This window comes from Actinoplanes subtropicus (assembly GCF_000721705.1).
Classification (GTDB): Bacteria; Actinomycetota; Actinomycetes; order Mycobacteriales; family Micromonosporaceae; genus Actinoplanes; species Actinoplanes subtropicus.
On the sequence record NZ_JOJL01000191.1, the window covers coordinates 1 to 241 of the forward strand.

Below are 241 nucleotides of genomic sequence, written 5' to 3' on the forward strand. Positions count from 1 at the left end.
CATACCGACCGCTGCGGCCCAGCCGTGCTCGGTGGCGCTCGCTAGCAGGAGCATGAGCAGGCTCATCGAGCCGACCACGCCGACCGTGGAGCCGCGGGGGATGCCGGGCCAGGGGAGCAGCGGCTTCAGCCGCTTGTCGACTTCGAGGAGGCGGGTGGCGTCAGGCCGGAGCTCGACCTCGGCGGCGTGCTGCACGGCCCGGGCGAGCGCTGTCAGGTTGGTTGTGCCGGCGGCGTTGGTG

At 73.0% G+C, this 241-nt stretch carries 1 protein-coding gene; it reads right to left on the bottom strand.

What is annotated here, in order from left to right; translation table 11 throughout:
- Positions 1–241, bottom strand: a 241-nt coding sequence (locus IH26_RS61890) for a hypothetical protein (protein ID WP_030443846.1), incomplete at both ends; no start/stop codon positions are given.